This is a genomic window from Phaeocystidibacter marisrubri, from assembly GCF_008933165.1.
GTDB classification, from domain to species: domain Bacteria; phylum Bacteroidota; class Bacteroidia; order Flavobacteriales; family Schleiferiaceae; genus Phaeocystidibacter; species Phaeocystidibacter marisrubri.
The window spans coordinates 589902-607023 of record NZ_WBVQ01000001.1 but is presented as its reverse complement, the minus strand read 5'-3'; the positions used below and the strand labels follow the sequence as shown (position 1 = coordinate 607023).

Here is a 17122-nt window from a genome sequence, read left to right as displayed (position 1 = left end):
AAAGCAACTTTTTAACAGTATTTCTCCACAAATTGTGGAATACTCGTATTCAGATGATTAGACGTGGTTTTACACGTTAAAACGGAAGTGCATCACATCGCCGTCTTGAACGATGTACTCCTTCCCTTCTACACGTAATCGACCAGCCTCACGGGCAGCAGCTTCAGTCTTATACTTCTCGTAATCGCTGTAAGAGATTACTTCTGCACGGATGAAACCCTTTTCAAAATCGCTGTGAATTACTCCAGCAGCTTGTGGTGCGGTACATCCTTGAGGAATTGTCCATGCCCTTACTTCTTTCACTCCGGCGGTGAAGTAGGTTTGCAATTTCAACAAGCTGTATGCAGCGCGAATAACGCGATTCACACCTGGCTCGGACAATCCCGCCTCTTCCAAGAACATCTCGCGTTCCTCGTAAGATTCCAATTCAGCAATATCGGCTTCGGTTGCAGCTGCGATAAAAATCACCTCAGCATTCTCGTCTGCCACCGCCTTGCGAACGGCTTCTACATGATCGTTTCCAGTAGCGGCATTCGACTCTTCAACGTTACACAAGTAAAGAACCGGCTTATCTGTAAGTAGTTGATAATCTTCCAACCACTCGGCTTCTTCATCGTTTCGCTCAAATCCACGCACCGACTTTCCCTCTTCCACAAAAGCGGTAAGACGTTGAATCATATCCACCTCGCGAAATGCCTCCTTGTTGGATCCTTTGGCGTTCTTCTTTGCTTTCTCCAAACGCTTTTCCAACGTTTCAAGATCCTTAAGCTGAAGTTCCGTGTCGATCGTCTCTTTGTCGCGAACAGGGTTGATACTTCCATCAACATGTGTGATGTTCCCGTTTTCGAAACAACGCAATACGTGAATGATTGCATTACACTCGCGAATATTACCGAGGAACTTGTTTCCCAATCCTTCGCCTTTACTCGCACCTTTCACCAATCCGGCAATGTCAACAATCTCAACCGTTGCAGGCATCACACGCTCTGGATTCACCAACTCCTCGAGCTTGTAAATCCTCGGATCAGGTACGTTCACCGTTCCCATATTGGGTTCGATTGTACAGAAAGGATAATTTGCCGCTTGAGCCTTTGCATTGCTCAAACAGTTGAATAGAGTTGATTTACCTACATTCGGTAAGCCTACGATGCCACATTTCATACTGCGTGATTTGAGGCGGCAAAAGTAGGAAATGAGATTGACTCCACAGCTGTAAAACCCATGACAAAGACGAAATTAGATCCAAACCAGATGGACTTGAAATATCCAATTGGCACCTTCAGCATGCCCAATGATTTTTCAACCGACCTCCTCGACCACTGGATTCAACGCATTGAACGTCTCCCCTTTGAATTGGGACAAACACTGTACAACGTTGAGCCTTCAAAGTTGGATGCAACTTATCGCGACGGAAGTTGGAACGTACGACAATTGGTTCATCACCTCGCTGACAGCCACATGCATGGGCTTACAAGAATAAAGTGGGCACTGACTGAAGACCAGCCAGAAATCAAAACGTACAATGAGGTAAAATGGTCGTCTCTACCCGACGCTTCTGACTTACCTATCAACATCAGTTTAAAATGGATAGAGGGGATACATACGCGATGGACTTACTTGTTAAGAACCCTATCAGAAGATGAGTTAAGTCGAACGTTTTATCATCCTCAAAACAAAGTCAACGTTAGTGTTTACGAGCAATGCGGCTTATACGCATGGCATGGAGATCATCATCTAGCTCATATTCGCATAGCGTTGAAAAATGGTGGAAAGCACTAAAAATTTGCTCCTCTATATAGGTCGGTAATGTGTACCTTTGCCCGCGATATTCAATCTACAACTGATACTCAGATGGCCAACACTGAATTAAAAGAACTTTGTACACAAGTTCGCAGAGATATTGTACGAATGGTACACGCCGTGAATAGCGGTCACCCAGGTGGATCTTTGGGCTGTACAGAATTCTTTGTAGCCCTTTACGGCGAAATGATGGAATACGACGCTGCCAACTTCACTATGGACGGCATCAATGAGGATTTGTTCTTCCTATCCAATGGTCACATTTCCCCAGTTTACTATAGTGTTCTTGCACGCAACGGCTTCTTTGCAGTTGACGAATTGAATACTTTCCGGAAAATCAACTCTCGTCTCCAAGGTCACCCTACTACTCACGAAGGTCTTGAAGGAATCCGCATCGCTAGTGGTTCCCTTGGACAAGGTATGTCGGTTGCCATTGGTGCAGCGGAAGCAAAAAAATTGAACAACGACTCTCACCTAGTATACAGTCTACATGGCGACGGTGAGCTTCAAGAAGGTCAGATTTGGGAAGCAGCGCTTTATGCAGCTGGTAAGAAAATTGACAACTTGATCTGTACCATCGATGCCAATGGTCAGCAAATTGACGGTTCTACAGATGACGTTCTTCCTATGGGCGACATCGGTAGCAAGTTTGCAGCCTTTGGTTGGGATGTGATGACTATTGAGAAAGGAAACGATCTCGATGCAGTAATCGCAGGTCTAAATGAAGCAAAATCGAGAACTGGAAAAGGAAAACCAGTTTGTATCGTTATGAAAACAGAGATGGGTGCCGGTATCGACTTTATGGAAGGTACACACAAATGGCACGGAATTGCTCCAAACGACGAGCAACTCGAAGCGGCACTTGCCCAGCTTCCATCTACACTGGCTGACTATTAATGCATAGAGCTCAATTCAGACATATCTTCTTAACCCTCCTCTTTTTGGGGATGGGCTTTGGGGTGCATGCTCAAAATGACAATCCCCCAACTACGCGTATTCTCTTTATTTTCGATGGCTCTGGATCCATGCATGGACGATGGGAATCGGATAAAAAGATTACGGTTGCTCAACGTTTGATGACACAAATGTTGGATAGTCTGAATTCACTCCGCATTGAAAATTTCCAGTTAGGGCTTCGCGTGTATGGTCATACGAAGCCTTCTCCGCCTCAAGATTGTAACGATACACATCTGGAGGTGCCGTTTGCCGATAACAATTTCAATCGAATTAAGCGAACGCTTCGAAGCATCATCCCAAAGGGCACTACGCCCATTGCACGGTCGCTGGAGCGCGCCGCTTCGGATTTTCCTCCATGCGACAATTGTAGAGACATTATCATCTTGATTACCGACGGTATTGAAGAGTGTGATGGTGATCCTTGTGCAGTTTCTAGAATGCTCCAAAGCAGAGGCATCATTTTGAAGCCTTTTGTAATTGGAATTGGATTGGATATGGAGTTCCGCGAAACGTTTGAATGCGTGGGGAATTATTATGATGCAGCCGATGAAAACACCTTCCGAGAAGTTCTTGGGGTAGTGATTAGTCAGGCGCTCAACAACACCACCGCGCAAATCAATTTGATAGATGACAACGGATCGGCATCGGAGACAGATGTTCCAATCACGCTCTACAATCACACCTCTGGAAAATTGGAAGAGTCCTTTGTTCACACGATGAATTTTAGAGGCTATCCAGATACAATCTACCTAGATCCGTTAGTAACCTACGACATGGTGGTTCACACCATTCCACCCGTTAGAACGGATTCCATTCGAATTGTAGCCGGAAGACACAATCATGTGGGTGCAAAAGCGGGACAAGGTTCGCTAGAGTTGAGAATGGGCTCTCCGCGCAACAACGACATGCCAATTACCATTGTGCGAAAACACAACACAATGGCCACCGTTAACACACAACGGTTCAACACAGAGCAGAAATACCTCACGGGCATATATGACCTAGAGATTTTAACGCTGCCTAGAATTTATCAAAATGGCGTGCGAATAGATCAAAGCACTTCTACTCGCGTAGCCATTCCAACGCCGGGTACTGTTACGTTTCAAACCATTGCCCCTGGACCGGGAGCCATCTTCGTAATGAGAGGCGATGAACTTGAATGGGTAGTGGATTTAGATCCAACCAGTAGCCGACAATCCTTTGCGTTGCAACCGGGAAATTACAAGGTGATCTTCCGTGTGCAATCAGCGCAAAACACTTCGTACAGTAAGACAGAATCATTTACCGTATCCACGGGCAATTCAACCATAGTCAAAATTCAGTGAGATGAAATATACGGACAGCGGAAGCAAGGACACTCGTTCCGGATTTGGAGCAGGCCTTCACGAACTTGGCAAAAACAACCCTGATGTTGTAGCACTTTGTGCAGACCTCACCGGCTCCCTTAAAATGGATGCCTTTAAAAACGATTTTCCAGATCGCTTCTTCCAAACCGGTATTGCGGAAGCAAACATGATGGGCATTGCCGCAGGTATGACCATCGGTGGTAAGATTCCTTTCACAGGTACTTTTGCCAACTTCTCTACAGGTCGCGTTTACGATCAAATTCGTCAGTCCATTGCCTACTCTGGCAAGAACGTGAAGATTTGTGCTTCACACGCGGGTCTTACTCTTGGAGAAGACGGAGCAACTCACCAAATTTTGGAAGACATCGGATTGATGAAAATGCTTCCTGGCATGACCGTCATTTCTCCATGTGACTACAATCAAACCAAGGCAGCTACCATTGCTATTGCTGAACACAATGGTCCGGTTTATCTCCGTTTTGGTCGCCCGAAGGTAGCCAACTTCACCGATCCTAACGAGAAGTTTGAAATTGGCAAGGCACAAATGCTCAAGGAAGGAAAAGATGTTACCATCATTGCCAATGGTCACTTGGTATGGAAAGCTCTTCAAGCAGCAGATGCATTAGAGGCAAAAGGTATTGATGCGGAAGTCATCAACATTCATACAATTAAGCCCCTCGACGATGCAGCCATCTTAGCTTCGGTTCGCAAAACGGGATGTGTAGTTACGGCAGAAGAGCACCAAATGAACGGTGGATTGGGCGATAGCGTTGCTCAACTTCTCGCTACTTCTACTCCTACTCCACAAGAATTCGTGGCTGTAAACGACAGCTTCGGAGAATCTGGAACTCCAGATCAACTTATGATCAAGTATGGTCTCAGCGAAGAAAACATTGTGGCTGCTGCTGAAAAGGTAATGAAGCGCAAGTAAGAACATCTTCGAAATGAATACGAAAGTCCTGCCTACCCGGCGGGACTTTTTTTGTACCTACCTTTAAACGAAACACTCTAGCTTGCATCAAAGCAACGTGACCGAAGCAAACATCACTCAACTCTACGAAGCGCACAACTTTAAAGGCGCCTTCAATGCTCTTGTTGAAACTCAACAAGAACAATTACTGCGTGTTATCTTGAGGATTGTTGGTGATCACGATGAAGCCCTCGATTTACTGCAAGACACCTTTATCAAGATCTGGCAGAACTTGGAGAAATTTGAAGGCAAGAGTAAATGGAGTACTTGGACTTACCGGATTGCATCCAATGAAGCCCTGATGTATTTGAGAAAAAAGAAGAAATGGATGACCACTTCTGACCCTTTGGTAACGGAGCAGCTGGAGGCCAGTTCTTTTTTTGATGGAGATGAAGCTATGGTAGCACTCTACAGGGCGCTTGACACGCTTCCAGCCAAGCAGCGATTGGTTTTTCAAATGCGCTATTTCGATGAACTCCCTTATTCAGAAATCGCGGAAATCACGTCAACCAGTGAAGGCGCTTTGAAGGCGAGTTACCATCATGCCGTAAAAAAGATTGAGTCTGAAGTGATTCGTTTTAAACAATTTGAAGATTTAAGCATCAAAGAAGCATCATGAGTAATCACAAAAAGAAGGACGGTATTCACATTCCTCAAGACTTCCTTGAGAAGAATGCGACGCGCTTGAAATCCATTTCGGATGTTTCGGTAGAAAGGCGCACAAAGATCAAGCGTATCCCCGTTTGGATTCCCGTTGCCTCGGCCGCTTGTGTTGCCGCACTCTTGTACTTTGCCATCCCCGGTTCTACCCCAGCTGCAATAGATCCATTCAACGAAATAGCGAAAGTTGATTTAATGGATGTGTACCGTGCGGGATACATCGACCTTGATGGGGACTTGCTTTATTCAGCCTTTGGCGAGGATCAAACTCTTTTTGACACCGAGGAAATCGAAAATATAGACGACGAACAACTCAACGTAGAACAACTACTCAACGAATTCAGCGACGAAGAAATTTATAATCTATTGAACGGATGAAAGCACTAGTAAAACTCACGTTACTCGCATTTTTACTCCCTCTTTACGGACATGCCCAAGAACCAGATGATCGCGGTAGAGAGAGAATTGATGCAATGAGAATTGCATACATCACCGAACAGGTAGACTTCTCCACCGAAGAAGCCCAAAAGTTTTGGCCCTTGCACAATGAGTTCGAAGCTAAAATGGAAGTGATCCGACGGGAGCGCCATGCCATTATGGAACGACGAATGCGTAATCCAGAATTGACCAACGCAGACGAAGAGGAGTTAGCCGAGGAAATGCTAACCATGTTTGAACTCGATCAACGTGAGCTCAATTTGAAGAAAGAATACCACACGAAATACCTCAGTGTATTATCTCCTAAAAAGGTCGCCTTACTCTATATGGCCCAGGAAAAATTCAAAAGAGAGTTGATCCGTCGAATCTCCAATCGAGGTCGCCCTGAAAGAGATTATCCTCAAAGAGGACGTGGCTCTCGCCCGGAATAATCACTGCCCCTTTCGTACCTTCGCCGCATGGCGAGTACAAAACAACTTTTCTTTGCCAATCTGGCACAGACTACAGATTTCCCATTGGCACTCGAAATGGAAAAAGCCGAAGGCTGCACCATTTGGGATGTAAATGGGAAACCTTATATAGACCTCATCTCAGGAATCTCTGTTAGTAATATTGGCCATCGCCATCCTGATGTTGTGGACGCGATTATCAAGCAAGTGAATAAACACATGCACTTGCTGGTTTACGGCGAGTTCATCCAAAGTCCACAAGCGGAATTGGCACATGCTCTTACCGAGGCTTTGGGATACGATCTCGATAATGTATTCCTAGTAAACAGTGGTTCTGAAGCCATAGAAGGCGCCATGAAATTGGCAAAGCGTTTTACGGGGAAACGCAAACTTGTCGCCTTCAATAAAGCCTACCACGGGAGCACACAGGGAGCCTTATCCATTATAGGGGATGAGGAGTTTCGGAGAGGATATCGCCCCCTCCTTCCTGGCATTGTTCACCTTGAATTTAACGATGTAAATGAATTCGACCACATTGATTCTAATACAGCAGCTGTAATTGTAGAGACCGTTCAAGGTGAAGCGGGTTACATTCCTCCCCATCCAGGATATTTAGCTGCTCTTCGCGAGAAGTGTGATGAAGTTGGTGCACTTTTAATCTTCGATGAAATTCAAGCTGGTTTTGGTAGAACCGGATCACTGTTCGCCTTCCAAAGAGAAAATGTTCGACCTGATATCGTAACCCTCGCTAAAGGAATGGGAGGCGGAATGCCTATTGGAGCATTTGTATCCAGAAAGGAAATCATGGATGCTTTAAAGGAAAACCCAATACTCGGACATATCACCACCTTTGGTGGTCACCCAGTTTCGAGTGCAGCCGCGCTAGCCAGCTTAAAAGTCATTCGCGATGGCGAACTCTGGAAAAATGCATTGGAGGGAGAAAAACGCTTCCGAAAACTGCTGGTGCATGACCTCATTCGTGAAGTTCGTGGTATGGGATATATGCTAGCCATTCAACTTGACACTTTTGAGCGCGTTCAGAAAGTAATCGAGTACTGTTTGGAGAAGGGAGTAATTACAGATTGGTTCCTATTCAATGAAACGGCATTGCGAATTGCACCTCCACTTACCCTATCAAATGAAGAGATTGATCGCTCTTGCAAAATTATCTTAGAGGGAATCGAAAAAACACGGAACTAGAGTTATTTACATACGATGTAGATAAACTACCTTCAGAAAGTGAGTTCGAAAAGATCTTGGCACGGAATTTTACATGCTGATATCGTATATTCGAAGAGTCCTAACTTAATCCTCTTACTGATGAAAACTCTACTCACCCGGTGGATCAAATTCTTTTTTGTTCCCCTATCCTTTCTATTTGTTGCGGCGGAAAACGATCTGGTAACATTCACCATTCACAACGACTCTGATTACAGCATTTTCTACTTGTATCTATCCAATTCCGATAGTCAAGATTGGGGAGAAGATCGATTAGGAGATGACGTACTCGAAAGTGGAGGTAGTTATTCCACCTTGGTTTATCCTTCCAACTACGACATCAAGATGATTGATGAAGATGACGATGTTTGTGTGACGAACAACGTAAACATTCGCAACGACATCGATTGGAGATTTGGCAACGAAGAATTACTTGATTGCCAAGGCTATAATTCTAGCAGTAATGCGAGCACCTCGGGAACAAGAGAAGCTGGGGCTGTAAAGTTCACCATCCGCAATAATTCAGACTGGACGATTTATCACGTTTACATGTCGGCCCCAGAGGAAGATTGGGGTTCTGATCAATTGGGGTCAGATGTGATTACATCTAATGGAGGTACCTTCTCATTGTATCTTCAACCGGGTACATACGACCTCAAATTGGAAGATGAAGATGGCGATGTTTGTACCAGTTTTGGAATTAACATCAACTCTGATCTAACTTGGAGTTATGGCAATGCCGAATGGCTCGATTGCATTGAATAACGATTGACCATACAGAAATTAGAACGCGGGCAAATGCTCGCGTTTTTTTATGCAGCACTCTTTCTAGATAATTCCGACATTTGTAAAATGGCTACAGACAAGAACAAGTTGATGAAAGGGATCAATATCATGGCAATCGCCTTCCCTTTTTATTTCTTCGGACCTGCATTCTATTATTGGAAAGGAGCACCTGAGCTGCAGCAAGGAAACTGGTGGTGGGCTGGAGTTGCTATTGTCCTCATGTTTGTCGCAGTAGGACTGACTATCAGAGCCTTGTCCATCATCTTAGACGCTTTCTTCGATAAATAGCCGAAAGGATATTTTCAATCGTTCGGGAGGCAAGTCTTAAATTCTTATTCTAATTTGAGGTATATTTGATCAAACCAATATCCTTAAATTATGAAAAAATCTCTCCTATTCTCTCTTGTGGGAATGCTATTCCTGAGTATTTCCAGCTATGCGCAAGACGTCTTGCACATGCGCAACGGAGATGTCCTCGATGTTTACATTACAGAAATTGGCGTTGAGGAAATCTCATACAAAGAGACAGAAACCAGTCGCGTTCAAATTAGTGTTGCCAAGAGCGAAGTAGCCATGATTATCATGGAGAATGGCAGACGTTATGAATTTGAACTAGATCAGCGAATTGTATCAGCGCCTGACTACAACTTGCAGCGTCACAGAGCTCTGAAAGTTGGATTCTTTACTCCTCTTTACGGATCTTTCCGTGTGGAGTATGAACACAACCTAAAGCCCGGTCAATCTCTCCTCGCCTCAACCAATATCATCGGTTTGGGTAAAGACTTGTACGAAGAAAATCCCGGAGGTATTGGGTTTAGCGTAGGCTATAAGTTTATGACGAGTCCGGAATACTACTTGGAACGCCAGAAAAGATCACATCGAATGATGGGATCCTACTTCATGATTGAAGGTGCATTCAGCGCTTATGGTCATGATGTAGAATACTACAACAACAACACCTATGCCTACGAAAGTGGTAGAGGATCATCTGTAGGTGCCGCTCTAATTCTGAGCTATGGTAAGCAGTATGTGATGGGTAACAGCTTTGTGCTCGACTACAGTTTTGGAATGGGCTACGGATCAACATCCACTACTCTTCCAAGTGCCGCTAAAGGAAATATTGACTACTACGAAGTAATGCCTTCGTCGTACAACTTTATAGGTGGCTTTGAAGAGTTCCCGTTGGTATTTAAGACACGCTTGAGTATCGGTCTACTACTATAAATTAGACCTCAACGCTATCGGTTGCGATAGAGTTGATATCAAAAAGAAATCCCCGCTCATCATCAGACGAGCGGGGATTTTTTATGCTTGAACTTCTCGTGAATTACGAGTTGTTCTGCTTCTTAATCAAGTTAAGGGCTGAACCTGCCTTGAACCAACCAATCTGTTGTTCATTGTAGGTGTGATTCAACTTCACATCGTCTTTAGAACCGTCAGCGTGAACAATTTCAAGAGTCAACTGCACACCTGGAGCAAACGATTCAAGATCTACAAAGTTGAAGGTATCGTCTTCTCTTACCTTGTCGTAATCCTCTTCGTTCGCAAACGTCAAGCCCAACATACCTTGCTTTTTCAAGTTGGTTTCGTGGATACGAGCAAACGATTTCACGATTACCGCTCTTACACCTAGGTGACGAGGCTCCATAGCAGCGTGCTCTCTGGAAGAACCTTCACCGTAGTTGTGATCACCCACAACAATCGTAGGAATACCGGCAGCTTTGTAAGCTCTTGCTGCTGCAGGAACTTCTGACTTCTCACCTGTCAATTGATTCACAACTTCGTTGGTTGCTCCGCCAAATGCGTTAACAGCACCGATCAAACAGTTATTGGAAATATTGTCAAGGTGACCTCTGTATCTCAACCATGGACCTGCCATAGAGATGTGGTCAGTTGTACACTTACCTTCTGCTTTAATCAACAACTTCGCACCTGTGATGTTCTTGCCATCCCAAGGTTCAAAAGGAGTCAACAATTGCAAGCGGCTAGATTCTGGGTTCACGATAACTTCAACCTTAGAACCATCTTCTGCTGGAGCTTGGTATCCGTTGTCTTCAACCGCAAAACCTTTTGTAGGAAGCTCTTCACCATGTGGTGGATCAAGCTTAACCTCTATCCCGTCTTTGTTAACGAGGGTATCGGTAATTGGGTTAAAGTCCAATCTACCTGAAATTGCAATGGCAGCCACCATTTCAGGAGAGGCTACGAAAGCATGTGTATTTGGGTTACCATCCGCTCTCTTCGCAAAGTTTCTGTTGAAAGAGTGAACGATGGAGTTTTTAGGAGCATTTTTAGGATCACTGTAACGACCCCACTGACCGATACAAGGTCCACATGCATTGGTGAAGATAGTAGCGTCGAGATCTTCGAAATGCTTCAAAAGACCATCTCTTTCTGCGGTGTATCTCACTTGCTCAGAACCCGGGTTGATACCGAATTGTGCTTTAGTCTTCAAACCTTTATCAACGGCTTGCTTAGCGATAGAAGCAGCTCTGGACAAATCCTCGTAAGAAGAGTTCGTACAAGAACCAATCAATCCCCATTCTACGTCCAATGGCCAATCGTTAGCCTCAGCTTTCTCTGTCATTGAACCTACTTCTGTAGCCAAATCTGGAGTAAACGGACCGTTCAAGTGTGGCATCAAAGTATCGAGATCAATTTCGATGACTTGATCGAAGTACTTTTCAGGGTTAGAGTAAACCTCATTATCGCCTGTAAGGTGCTCAGCAACTTGATCGGCCAACTCAACCACTTCAGATCTACCTGTAGCGTTCAAGTAACGTCTCATGGAGTCGTCGTAACCAAAGGTTGAAGTGGTGGCACCAATTTCAGCACCCATGTTACAGATGGTACCCTTACCGGTACATGACATAGATTCAGCTCCTTCTCCGAAGTACTCAACGATACAACCTGTACCGCCTTTAACCGTTAGGATTTCAGCCACCTTTAGGATCACATCCTTCGGCGCTGTCCAACCGTTCAACTTCCCGGTCAATTTTACACCGATGAGTTTAGGGAACTTCAATTCCCAAGCCATTCCGGCCATTACGTCTACGGCGTCAGCACCACCTACACCAACAGCAACCATACCCAAACCGCCTGCATTCACAGTGTGAGAATCGGTACCGATCATCATACCTCCAGGGAAGGCATAGTTCTCTAATACTACTTGGTGAATGATACCTGCACCTGGCTTCCAGAAGCCAATTCCGTATTTATCACAAACAGAACTCAAGAAGTTGAATACTTCATTGTTCTTGTTGATACCTTCTTGTAAGTCTTTAGTTGCGCCTAATCTCGCTTGAATAAGGTGATCAGCGTGAGCTGTAGAAGGAACTGCTACTTTCGTTTTACCCGCCTGCATGAACTGCAACAATGCCATCTGGGCGGTCGCATCCTGCATGGCAACACGGTCTGGAGCAAACTCTACATAAGAGTTACCTCTCTCAAAGGCTTCTGTAGCTTCTCCGCTCCATAAGTGGGTATACAATATCTTTTCAGCCAGGGTCATAGGGCGACCAAGGACTTTGCGCGCTGCTTCAATCTTTGCAGGCATACCTGCATAATAAGCGCGGATCATGTCTAGATCAAATACCATGTTTGATGTCTTTACGTTAGAGTTCCTCGTGAGGTTCGCGAAGATAGCGAAAAGACAAGCCTTGAACAAGGTTTATAGAGACCTTGAATCGACAGATTTGCGAAATTGATATAGATGTAGTCTACTGAGCGTGAACTACTTTACGGGTGTTGCGTACTCCGTTGTATGTGAACTCCACTAAATAAACTCCTGAAGGCGCATTGGAAAGATCTATTTGAGCCTGCTCACCTTCCCACGCCATTCGAGTGATTTCTGTTCCAGACACGTTGTAAACTCGAACATCTACCACCTTGTACTCGGATGGTTTTGTGAGATACAAGACTCCTTCACCTTGACCAATCACCAATTGCTCTAACATGCGCTCAATGACCGAAAGATGAGGTGCACCAGCTAGAATAGAACCTTCCAAAGTTTCTTCGTATGCAAAATCCTTCACCGTAAAACTGCGATTATCAGCAGCAACGTCTATACGAGCCCATCCAAAGTGGAAGCCATCATCTTTCATGATGCGAAGTCCCAGATAACCGTTGGAAACGGGACCTTTCCAATAGGAGTTTGGATAAGGTGTTCCATCGAACTGAAAGACCAAATAACCCGGTGATGTCTGGGTATTCCCCGACCACTTGGTATCCAACTGAATACTGTCGCCCGGAAGTAATTTAAACGGATAGTTGAATCCGTTCTCAAGTTCTCCAGCAACTCTACTGTACAAACTATCAAACGGAGTGATGAGAATTCCATCCAACATACCGGTGGCTCCGGTATCGAGGTATTGAGTAATTCGGAAATCCGGTGAACTGTCACTGTCTAAGTCGATATCGTAATACCCGCCATTGGTATCTACGGTAGTATCATTGATATTGACATAATTGATCTGTGCTTGTACAGCACTGGTTCCTAATACAGCACCCGCCATTGCGGTATACTGGGTAAGCTTACTCTTCTTCTGGTCTTTCATCGTGCGCAAAGATGCTAAATGCGAGGCAAATATTCGATAATCCGCGGGAGAAACTAAGTCAATCGAGACCGGTACAAGGCGGAATCGACTGCGTTTTCCATGGCCTCGAAATTCCATGTACGATGTACTCCTCCCTTTTCTAAAAAGTCAACAACGCTTTGAACCACTTCCTTCGTGTGCAGTAGACAATGATTGTGGCTAACCCTTAACATCTGCATATTTCCAGCAGATTCCGCCCAACTCAAAGTGGCGTCCATCTCAACTTGCATCTGCATGGCTTTTCCAAATGGAAAGTGATTCATGACGGTTTCCTTCTCTTTGCCAAGCATCACTTCCTGGCTTAACACCACTTCTGTAAGAGGACGATCCATCCAGATTACAAGATAGCTTCGGTCGCCCGGAAGTTGACGAAACTGAGGGTGCAACACTTTAGCCACTTTGCCCTTGGCAAGATCTAACCATGAAGCATCCACGTGTGTTCGGGTAATCGCTTCATGTTCAAAATAACCATATGGATTCGAATCGTCGGCCTCACGATGGGTGTCACGAAACAATTCCAATCCCGTTGCTTCCAACATGAGCATCATCATTGAAGAACCTGAACGCGGCCAGCCGGTTACGATTATTTGAGGCGACTGTTCTTCTCTATGCAAAGAATTCGCTTCTTCACTTCTACCTGAATCCTTTAAAATCTGTTGCAAGGCCTTTCTACTCACCTCATCACTAGGTCGCATATGCAAGAGGAGACGATAGGCGGCCTCGGCAGATTCCACATCCCCTAAATTCAAAGAGTTTTTTGCAACAAGTGCATGAGCTTCTGGAAGGTAGAATGTGCGCTCTATGGCAGTAATTGCATAAATGATCACTTTGGAAGAATCACCGATTTGGTCGTAAATCACCGCCAAAGCCAAGGGCGCGAATGGTAGTCTGGAGTGTGCTTCACTTGCCTTTTTCAATATCTCAATTGCCTCGTTTGTTGCTCCGGAGGAGTGTAATGCTTTGGCGATGGAAACCTCAATATTCGGCTGACTTCCAACATTGACTAGAACCTCGTTAAAATACTGCACCGCTTTTCCTGGAAACCCACTTCGAAGCGCTTCCATACCGTGAAAGTACTGTGCGGATATCGAAGGGAAACGCGCTGAAATTCGAGTCAACTCACTCGAGAAACGCACGTCATTCGTCATAAGTAAGATGCCCAAATACTGATATGCAAATCGCGATTCATTCGGAAAATCCATGAACAACCGCTCTGATTCGTTCTCTGCGGATTGAAGCAGGCGCCCATCCAAAAGCGAAGTGACTTTATTGTATCGCGAATCACCTTCAACTGCGCGCTTGGCGAGTGCATCGTCATCTGGAAGTGATATATAACCCAAAGCTTGCAAATCCGAAAGGAGTCGCCTTTCATCTTGTGAGCTGCCTGCTAACGCTTCAGATTCTATAGGATAAGAAGCAACACTCTTTGAAGAATACGGGTGTTTCCACCATTCTCTCGGCAATCGACCTTCAAAATTCTCGGCCAGTGGGGCTCGGAACAAATGTAAAATTGCCGGACAAATATCGAGCAACGAATGACCATAGACTTCTCCCGTTTTCCATTCTGGGCCCTTCCCTACCAAAATCCCAAATGGGTGATGTTCTGCGGCAGGGCCACCGGGAATATCAGGAGTATTACTCAACCGTTCTTCGCCTGTTGTAAATCCATGATCCGACAACAAGAGAACATGGCAATCATCTCCAGCCAAATCAAGTAGACGATCTAGCATCATGTCGTGAAAGCGATAGCCCGCTTCAACAACACCGCTATACTTCTTAAAATCTTCCTCAGAAACATCCTTTGCACGTGGAGGATGGTACTTCATGGCCACGTGCTTAAAGTGATCTAATGCATCCCAATAAACGGAAGTCACATCCCACTCTGTTGTAGCCATCGCTTCTGTCACAGCTGCTTGAATACTCGACGCATCCGCTATGATTTTGGCACAAGAACTCAAGAGACCATCGCTGCCATCTAAAGTGTCAGCATGAGGGAAAAATGGAGCTAAAATGCGAGACGTCATTTCTGTAGCATGAACGCGAAGTGATGCATACTCATCTGACTTCTTCGGAGGAAACACGGTCCCCTCTAAAAGAGGATCCAGCTCCACATCTCCTGATCTGTTGTAGAAATTTGAAACCTGAACTCCTCCTGAGTTACCCGCAGGATGTGAAGGCCACCAACCAATCACGTTAGACTTCACTCCTCTTTCATAGAGAATCTCCCAGTACGTCTTCACCTTCCTCGAGCTTCCTCGAACAGCGCGAACCGAATCACCCTGAGGATCTACCTCTACAAAGTTCAATACTCCATGTTGATGAGGACGCACTCCCGTTGCGATAGACGTCCATAGCAAGGGAGACAACATGGGCTGTAAGCTAGCCAATTTCCCATGAAAACCACCGCTCATCAGGCGTGCAAGAGCAGGCATCTTCCCCGATTGTAACAAAGGATTCAAAACCGACCAATCGGCTGCATCCCAACCGATGACTAGAAGTTTATTCTTCATCCTTTTCCGCCTTTTGCTTTGCTTCCCGCCATGCTCGGATTCCAACCGCTCCAAGAGCCAACAAGGCCAAAGATCCCTCCTTAGGCACGGTATAGGAAATCGGTTTTGGTTTTTTGTGCATGACGCAAAGATAGGGGAAATGGAGGGCGGTATTGGGCAGAACACTAGGCTCCAATCTTCCAGCATCCAGCACCTGTCATCCAACACCCATCACCAAGCATCCCTACACCTGGATACCCACGCGATAGGATTCTCGCGGTAGTAGAGAGTTGTAGGTTGTCATCCTACACCTGTCACCTGTCACCTGTCACCTGTCACCTGTCATCCGTCATCCGTCATCCAACACCCGTCATCCAACACCCGTCACCAAACATCCGCCATCCAACTCCTAAAACTCCTTAAACCCCTTAAACTCCTTAAACCCATCAAACCTCTACAACCCCATAAACTCCTTCACCTTCTCATTGTAAAACTCCGATTGTTCAAAGTGTACAAAGTGCCCAGCCTTTGGAACCATGTGAAGGGTGCAGTTGGGAATTTGAGCACTTCCGCTTTCGGCGATTTTTTGAGTTTCACCTCCAGTTAAGTAACGATTGGGAATCAATTGATCACCTTCACCAAAAAAGACAAGTGTAGGTTGATGGATCTGATTGAGGTAATCAAAAACTGGTCGGTCTACCATGGCAACGATGGACTTTGAAATGATGTAGGCATAGCCTTCAAAATCAGCTGCAGAACGCATGGCAATTCTATCGCGGATCATAAACTCTGCATCGTCTGGCATGCTATAGAAGTTGATTTCTACGTTCTCCTGAATGGTTTTAGGCTTTGCTAGACGAGTTAAGCTGCGGGTTGCAACGGATCGAAACCACTCCTTTTCTCCGTCGTGAAAAGTTTCGAAACCCGCTGGTGCAGCAAGAATCAATTTTGTTACTCGTTCTGGGTGTTCCAATGCTGTGACGATGGTAATTTGCCCCCCCATTGAATGTCCGCCCAAAACGAATTGATCAATACCAAGACTATCGGCTAATTCAATAACCGACTCAGAAAAGAACTCTAAACTTCCTTCCCAAGCTCCTTTGGACGACTTCCCATACCCTGGGAGATCGAGGGCTATCACACGGTAGTTCTCAGCCAATGCAGGAATGTTCTTTTTCCATGCAGGCAAATAGCTACCTAGCCCGTGAATTAAAATAATGGTTTGATCACCAGAACCTTCATCTACATAGGCTACCTCTCCACCAAAACTGAGAGCTTGACGTTTCACTTCAAATGGATATTGAAGGTCGTTCTCCATCGAACCAAGGCCTTCAATCTCGGCGTACGGAGTTGCACACGCCGCCATCAGCGCTGTGACTCCAATGGCGAGAAAATATTTTATACCTCTTTTCAT

At 45.2% G+C, this 17122-nt stretch carries 17 protein-coding genes; 11 read left to right on the top strand and 6 right to left on the bottom strand.

Translation table 11 applies throughout. The features are described from left to right. Positions 1–69 precede the first annotated feature (69 nt). Positions 70–1161 (bottom strand): redox-regulated ATPase YchF, encoded by a 1092-nt coding sequence (gene ychF, locus F8C82_RS02660; protein WP_151691881.1) that lies wholly within the window; start codon positions 1159–1161, stop codon positions 70–72. A gap of 60 nt (positions 1162–1221) precedes the next feature. Between ychF and F8C82_RS02655 the strand changes: the two genes are divergently transcribed. From F8C82_RS02655 to F8C82_RS02605, 11 genes are all read left to right on the top strand, one after another. Further along, positions 1222–1779, top strand: a complete 558-nt coding sequence (locus F8C82_RS02655; protein WP_223279421.1) for a YfiT family bacillithiol transferase — start codon at positions 1222–1224, stop codon at positions 1777–1779. Positions 1780–1806: 27 nt separating this feature from the next. Beyond that, positions 1807–2697, top strand: coding sequence for a transketolase (locus tag F8C82_RS02650; protein ID WP_151691880.1), 891 nt, complete (start codon positions 1807–1809; stop codon positions 2695–2697). Then, positions 2697–4082 carry a vWA domain-containing protein gene (locus F8C82_RS02645; RefSeq protein WP_151691879.1) on the top strand — a complete coding sequence of 462 codons (1386 nt, stop codon included), beginning with the start codon at positions 2697–2699 and terminating at the stop codon, positions 4080–4082. Before F8C82_RS02650 ends, F8C82_RS02645 begins: the two co-directional genes overlap by 1 nt. A gap of 1 nt (position 4083) precedes the next feature. Then, positions 4084–5034, top strand: coding sequence for a transketolase family protein (locus tag F8C82_RS02640; RefSeq protein WP_151691878.1), 951 nt, complete (start codon positions 4084–4086; stop codon positions 5032–5034). A gap of 82 nt (positions 5035–5116) precedes the next feature. After that, complete coding sequence (locus F8C82_RS02635) at positions 5117–5692, top strand: RNA polymerase sigma factor (RefSeq protein ID WP_223279419.1); 576 nt, start codon at positions 5117–5119, stop codon at positions 5690–5692. Then, a complete protein-coding gene (locus F8C82_RS02630; protein ID WP_151691877.1) occupies positions 5689–6111 on the top strand; it encodes a hypothetical protein in 423 nt (140 codons plus the stop codon). Before F8C82_RS02635 ends, F8C82_RS02630 begins: the two co-directional genes overlap by 4 nt. After that, positions 6108–6602, top strand: coding sequence for a hypothetical protein (locus tag F8C82_RS02625; RefSeq protein ID WP_151691876.1), 495 nt, complete (start codon positions 6108–6110; stop codon positions 6600–6602). The genes F8C82_RS02630 and F8C82_RS02625 overlap by 4 nt, the downstream gene beginning before the upstream one ends. Positions 6603–6629: 27 nt before the next feature. Further along, positions 6630–7820: an aspartate aminotransferase family protein gene (locus tag F8C82_RS02620; RefSeq protein WP_151691875.1), complete on the top strand. Its 1191-nt coding sequence runs from the start codon at positions 6630–6632 to the stop codon at positions 7818–7820. 120 nt (positions 7821–7940) lie between these two features. Then, positions 7941–8603 carry a hypothetical protein gene (locus tag F8C82_RS02615; RefSeq protein ID WP_151691874.1) on the top strand — a complete coding sequence of 221 codons (663 nt, stop codon included), beginning with the start codon at positions 7941–7943 and terminating at the stop codon, positions 8601–8603. Positions 8604–8636: 33 nt separating this feature from the next. Continuing rightward, on the top strand, positions 8637–8912 hold the full coding sequence (locus F8C82_RS02610) for a DUF6095 family protein (RefSeq protein WP_151691873.1): 276 nt from the start codon (positions 8637–8639) through the stop codon (positions 8910–8912). 90 nt (positions 8913–9002) lie between these two features. Next, on the top strand, positions 9003–9848 hold the full coding sequence (locus tag F8C82_RS02605; RefSeq protein ID WP_151691872.1) for a hypothetical protein: 846 nt from the start codon (positions 9003–9005) through the stop codon (positions 9846–9848). A gap of 103 nt (positions 9849–9951) precedes the next feature. Here the strand turns inward: F8C82_RS02605 and F8C82_RS02600 are convergent, their stop codons facing one another. The 5 genes from F8C82_RS02600 to F8C82_RS02585 form a co-directional block, all read right to left on the bottom strand. Then, positions 9952–12222 carry an aconitate hydratase gene (locus F8C82_RS02600; protein WP_151691871.1) on the bottom strand — a complete coding sequence of 757 codons (2271 nt, stop codon included), beginning with the start codon at positions 12220–12222 and terminating at the stop codon, positions 9952–9954. A 121-nt stretch (positions 12223–12343) separates the two neighbouring features. Next, positions 12344–13180, bottom strand: a complete 837-nt coding sequence (locus tag F8C82_RS02595; RefSeq protein WP_170266128.1) for a T9SS type A sorting domain-containing protein — start codon at positions 13178–13180, stop codon at positions 12344–12346. A 53-nt stretch (positions 13181–13233) separates the two neighbouring features. Continuing rightward, the gene (locus F8C82_RS02590; protein WP_170266127.1) at positions 13234–15729 is read right to left on the bottom strand and encodes an alkaline phosphatase family protein; all 2496 of its coding nucleotides are present in this window, start codon (positions 15727–15729) and stop codon (positions 13234–13236) included. Further along, positions 15719–15850, bottom strand: a complete 132-nt coding sequence (locus F8C82_RS14935) for a hypothetical protein (RefSeq protein WP_262714038.1) — start codon at positions 15848–15850, stop codon at positions 15719–15721. The genes F8C82_RS02590 and F8C82_RS14935 overlap by 11 nt, the downstream gene beginning before the upstream one ends. Positions 15851–16162: 312 nt before the next feature. Further along, entirely contained in the window at positions 16163–17122 is a 960-nt protein-coding gene (locus F8C82_RS02585) for an alpha/beta fold hydrolase (protein ID WP_170266126.1), read from the bottom strand.